Annotated in this window: 1 protein-coding gene and 1 tRNA gene; both read left to right on the plus strand. The window is 43.3% G+C overall.

Annotated features, from left to right (window positions below; all coding sequences use genetic code 11):
* Positions 1-24: 24 nt before the first annotated feature.
* Positions 25-96 (plus strand) — tRNA-Gln (locus tag HC026_RS12055).
* A gap of 326 nt (positions 97-422) precedes the next feature.
* The coding region (locus HC026_RS12060; RefSeq protein ID WP_168926162.1) for a KxYKxGKxW signal peptide domain-containing protein at positions 423-6,359 on the plus strand (5,937 nt) is incomplete at its 3' end.

A 6,359-nucleotide genomic window follows, 5' to 3' on the forward strand; every position in this document is an offset into this window, starting at 1 on the left:
AATCCACTCCCATCCATCTTTTATTGGGCTATAGCCAAGTGGTAAGGCAACGGGTTTTGATCCCGTGATGCGCTGGTTCGAACCCAGCTAGCCCAATCATATGATTCAGAGGTGTCCAACAATCAATCGATTGTTGGATTTTTTTTGAAAATTTTTTTATAAAATTTGTAACCAAACATTTCGGTATATTCAATATTTGTGTTGATTTCTTTATAAAATATAAATAGCTTACTTATAAATACGAGTTTATGATAGTTTACCTTTTATATTAAACGTGTTATATTACTTGTGTATTTAAGTTTCATTTAAGACAACGACATTTGGTAGGAGAAATGTCATTGTCCATTTTGTGGAGGTTTAGGTATTTTGGGATTTTTACTCGGTGGCGTTGGACACGTCATTGAAATGATGGGGGCATAATTATGGAAAAAGACTATCGAAAAATCTCTAAGAATAACAACTTAGGGAAACAAGAAAAGGAGCATCTGCACTATCGGATGTATAAGGCCAAGAAATCCTGGTTATTTGCTGGGATGTTCATGCTTGGTCTTTTAAGTGTATCCTCACCTGCTAAAGCGGATACACAACAAGCAACCGTAGATACCAATCAAGCAGATGCTAACACAACAAGTGCATCGACAAATACTGCGGATGATGTTAATGCATCTTCCGTGGCGTTAAAGTCTGCATCTAACTCGGCAAATTCGTCGACAGTTTCTCAATCTGATACGAATTCTGTTGCAAACGCTGACTCTACACAAACGACTCCTACCACGAGTGCAGATACAACTACCACAGATTCGAATGCGGATTCAACTCAGACAGATACCACTGATCAATCAGCGAAGAGTACAACTGACGCCAACAAAACTGCTACCACTCAGTCTGATACTGATTTAACCCAACAGGCTAAGTCTGCCCAAGACGGCAGTTCTAGCACTGCCACGACTGCTCAAAAAGCTGCTAGTGACGCCACTACGGCTTCAACAACCTTAGATGGTTCTAAGTTGGCTGCAGCAACGGATCAAACAGCAAGTGATGCTAATAAGCAGAACGTTGCTAACACAGAAATTGCAGCTGCAATGGCTGAGTTACCTTCAAACGTCAAGGTCACTAGTGAAAACGGTGTTACCAAAATCACACTAGTTAACCCAACGACTGAAGAACTTAATGAAGCTAAGCAGTCCGCTGCTTCACTTTACAAGTCAAAGGGCGTTACTGTTGAAATTGACGCTCTCGATGCTGGTACTGATTTGCCAGTTGGGGATCCGGACACTGCTAATTACAAAGCTGGGTATCAGGCGGCGGCTAATGATTTGATTAATCATAAGGGTCTCGCTTCAACTGGTTCTATCGGCGATACGCTAGCTCAGGCTGATATTACGATGCAATACACACTGCTAAGCAATCTCTATGGGCTTGGTAAAGTATACGAAGCCGGACGGATGGCTAATGGTGCAGACACTTCAAAAGACATCCACTATACAATGGATGATATCACTAAGCAAGATCGTGCACCGATATTGGGAATCGGTGGTTCTCAGGGTAAAACGAATGTTGACATTCCGACCACGAAGACGACAAATCCTTACAATATTGATATTACAAATCCTAACTCTTGGTGGATTGATTCAAAAAATGATGGGATTAGTACCTCTGGTGGCAGTATTTTTGGGGGTGGAACTACTACTAATCTGCAATCAGATAAAGACTTCCAAGCTGGTTACCAGGCTTTCATCAAGCAGTGGGCACAGTCCCTGGATAACTTCTATACAAATTTGGGAAGTTCATTAAAAAGTGATGGTGACGCATATGCCAACGCAATCAACTATGATTCTTCAGCAGAATCAGGTCAAACCATTGGGTTACCAATCATTGGTGGTGTTCTTGGACTTCTTGGTGCGGATTCAGTTTCAAACCGGCTCAGCAATGCTAGCACCCAAAGTAAGGCTATATATCAACTATATGTTGATGCAGAGAATCAGGCTTATAGTCAGGCACAGGCTTCGGTAACTGATTCTAATGCGTTAAAGGCGATTCAGACTAACCTTGGTGACGTTGTTCATGTTTGGGATTATTATATTCCGTTGTTTCAGCCTTTGATTCAGTCTTATCTTGAAAAGGCCATCATGTCTAATCCGGTTTCTTTAGCTGGTCAAAATGATTTCGATGTTCAATTTTTGAATGATGGGACAACGTTTGCCGATATTGTCTTCAATATTATGAACGGTTTTAATTATAATGGTAATTATCTGACATTTGCCGTCAAAGACCACTTAGGTGATATTGACTTCCCTCGTGAAATTTTCTCACAATTTGTTACTGCAATCTATCCCGCTATTCGTAACGTGATTGAACACGTGGATTACGCTGCAGCTATAGATGGTGAGAATGATTTCTTTGATGATTATTTGAACAAGGCTAATGCTATTACCCAATCTAACGGTAAATTGTCGACCAGTGACAACGTTTCATTAAACGGTAAAATTGGGTTTGATAAAGATCAGCCAGTTGGCAAAAGCACTCAGCTATCACACGACGGGTTCTATAACACAGCTGACACTTTCTTAGGTAAAATTAAAGAAGCTGCATTTGATGCTGCTGTGAGCGGTCAAGGTGGGGATGCAAGCCAATTTTATCTAAATTCAGGTAATACTAATGGCCAAGCCGTTGTTTTAGATAAAAAAGGTAATGTATATGCCGATTATTCCAAAGATCTGGGTGATACTAATGCTATGATCCAGGCTACCTATGATGCCGAATATCAAGCAGTTGTACACGCGATTGCTGATTATAAGGCTGGTCAAAAGCATAATTATGCCGTTAAATATACAACTTATTCAGATGGTTCGTATTCATACACTTGGGATCAACAAGCTGGTAGTGATGGTAAATTTACATGGACTAACCCGGCTGCCGTTAATGATACTAAGAGATGGTATCGGGGTGCTATTGGGACTACAACGTCATATAGCGATGGCAAAGATAACAAGTATGCCACGTATGATATCAACGTGGCCGACTACAACAACATGTACAACTACTTGGCTTCTCAAAAGGATGCCACGCCTGCTACGGTTGTTGCAACTGTTGACTATGTTGTAAATCCTGGTAAAGACAATGAAGTGATTGTTGGTACTGGGAACGCAGTGGGTACTGATGGATCGAAATTAACGGTTACTTTAACACCTCCAGCTGGGTATGAATTGCTCGATCCAGCCACGAAAACTTGGAGCGTGACTTTAAACGCAAACGGAACGAACGAAACTAAAGTAGGCGTTCAAGCAATTGTGTATGATGTCAATAATCCAGGGACATTACCGGGTACTTCGATTGACTATTTGCAAGGGACAGCTAATTTAACTGATATCACAAAGGATTCTTCTTCCTCTACTGGTCCTTCGAGCAAGACTCGCTCGGTCAAAATTAAGCGTACCGCTCAGCTTGACCCAACGACTAATCAAGTGAAGTACGGAAATTGGCAAACAATCGATAACTCTGACACCATTGTGGCACCTTTAGATGCTCAAAGTGATGCAAGTCAAACATCACTTGTTTCAATTGATATTAAAACTGGTGATTACCAAGCTAACAATACAACGTATCCAGGTGTTCATGTTGCCACACTTACGGGCAACGTTGCGGTTACTGGTGAAGATTTAGGTCAAAAACGTGTCACCAACCCTAGCGTGACTTCCAGTGGTAATGATAACGAATACCTTGGGCAGAAACCTGCTGAAGTATTCGACATCACTCGGACTATTGTGACTGTTCCAAGTTCTGAAGTGAAAGGGACTCTTACCGTCACCACTAATTACACCGGTGATTTCCACAAGGATCCCGTTGTTACTCCAGTTAATGTGACTCGTGACGCCTCTATTGACGCCAACGGTCATGTTACCTATGGTGCTTGGACTGTTAAGGGCTCAACCGATGCGACTGCACCACTTGTAAGCGAACTTTTAGCGGCTGATCCGAGTCTTGCTCAAGCTGGCTTCACTGTGACTAATGTTGACGCACCAGCCTACACCAGTGCTCAATTTGCTCAAGATGCAAAAGCTGGTACTACTGGCTATACTGCCGCTATCACAAGAACGGTTACGTACACCAAGAAGACTTATACAACCACTACTCCAGGTGGGACTAATGATCCTGCTGGAACTCAGGCTAAGTATCTGGAAGGTACCATCACGGTACACCGGACGAATACCGGTGATTACACCGCAGCAGTCGATGACAAGCCAGTTAGTGTCACTCGTGATGCATGGATTGATACTGATGGCACGACCGTTAAGTACGGTGATTGGAAAGCTGCAGATGGCACGGACATCTTAGTTGCAAAATTAACCCCTGATGCAGTAGGTGTCGCACAAGCTGGCTTTACAGCAACAATTAAAGCGGGCGAAGGTGATACGGATTACACCAGTGCTAATTTCAAAGCAGTTACTGATGGTCAAACGCCAACTGATACCGGTTATAGTGTCACTGTTAACCAGACGGTAAATTACAAGGCTGACAAGGTTTCATATCAAGTTGATCTGTACGATGGCTATGCAAATCAGACGATTGATTCATTCACGATGACCTCTATCCCTGGTTCCACAGTCGACTTTACCAAGGATCCTGCTGTTCTCAGTGTTCTTCAGAAGCATACCGGGTACATTATTACACCTGTTATCAATGGAGTGGATGCAAACAAAGGCTACCATGCAGTTAAAGTTGTTAACAATCAGAGCTATGGTGTCTTCGTCAGCAAGATTGCTTCACCAATTCAGGTTAACCTTGTGAACACCGATGGCACACCTATTTCTGGCAGCAAAAACATGCCAATGTATCAAATTACAACTACCACACCTGGCGCAGAACTCGTCGTTGGTCAAACGTACACGTTAACTCCTGATACGGTCAGCGGTTACAATTATCAAGGCTACGACTTCAACGGTACGGCAGGTACTGGTACACCAACTGTTACCCTTACAGATAAGGACAACATCTTTAAGTTGGTTTATGGTACCAAGACTTACACGACCACCACACCAGGTGGGACTAACGATCCTAAAGGGACTCAAGCCGCTTATCTGGAAGGTAAAATTATTGTTCACCAAGCTAATACTGGTGATTACTCCGTAGATGGGCCTACAGAGACTGTACATGTTAGTCGTACAGCAACTCTTGGAGGAATTGACGGCAAGACAGTTGTATACGGCGCTTGGACACGTGACGATAAACCAGGTACCGATTTGGTTCCTGTTTTGACAGATGCAGATGTTGCAGTTTCTGGTTACAAAGCTGATATCAAAAATGGTGACGGCATGACCAGTGCACAATTTAAGGTACTTACTGATAAAGCAACCGCACCCGGCATTGACGGTTACACAGCCACTATCAATCACCTTGTTAACTACACAAAGATTGTTTATACGACAACTAATCCAGGTGGGACTGATGATCCTGCAGGGACTCAAGCTAAGTATTTGGAAGGTACGATTACAGTAAACCGGACTAATTCTGGTGATTACACGGTTAGCCCTGATCCGCAAACTGTTCGTGTTACTCGTACAGCAAGTCTCAAGACTGACGGAACAGTTGGTTACAGTTATTGGGTCATTGCTGGTTCTACAAATGACGGTACTACTAATACTGTTCTAGTACCTGCTTTGACGGATGCAAGTGTTGCAGTTCCAGGTTATACACCTAACATCTTGAATGGTGATGGTCTGGACAGTGACGGCTTTGAGGCTATTAATACAAGTGCTGCCGGTAAATTGACAGACGATGGTTATACAGCAACTGTCAACCAGACTGTTAACTATTTGAAGACGATTTACACGACTACTGCCCCAGGTGGGGATAGTGATCCTCATGGTACTCAAGCACAATACCTGAAAGGTAAAATTACAGTAACTCGTGCGAATACTGGTGACTACACTGTTCCGGTCAAGGATCAAACAGTCGATGTTACTCGGACTGCAAGTCTTAATGAAGACGGTGAAGTGACCTACACTGATTGGAAGACTGCTGATGGATCCACTATTTTAGTACCGGAATTGACTGAAGCTGACGCAGCTGTTCCTGGTTACACGGCTCAAGTCTTTAACGGTGGTGCTTACAAGAGTGCTAGCTTTAACGCCGGCATCGATGGAACTGAGCCAGATGCAACAAAGGGTTATTACACAGCTACGGTTGAGCGTGGGGTTAACTACAAGGCTAAGACTTACACGACCACCACACCAGGTGGGACTGATGATCCAGCCGGCACCCAAGCTAAGTATCTGGAAGGTACCATTACAGTCACAACGACTTACACGGGTGGTCCAGATAAGGCAACCAAGACGGCCAACGTGGCGGTTACTCGGACT

Source organism: Secundilactobacillus angelensis (genome assembly GCF_012641075.1).
Classification (GTDB): Bacteria; Bacillota; Bacilli; order Lactobacillales; family Lactobacillaceae; genus Secundilactobacillus; species Secundilactobacillus angelensis.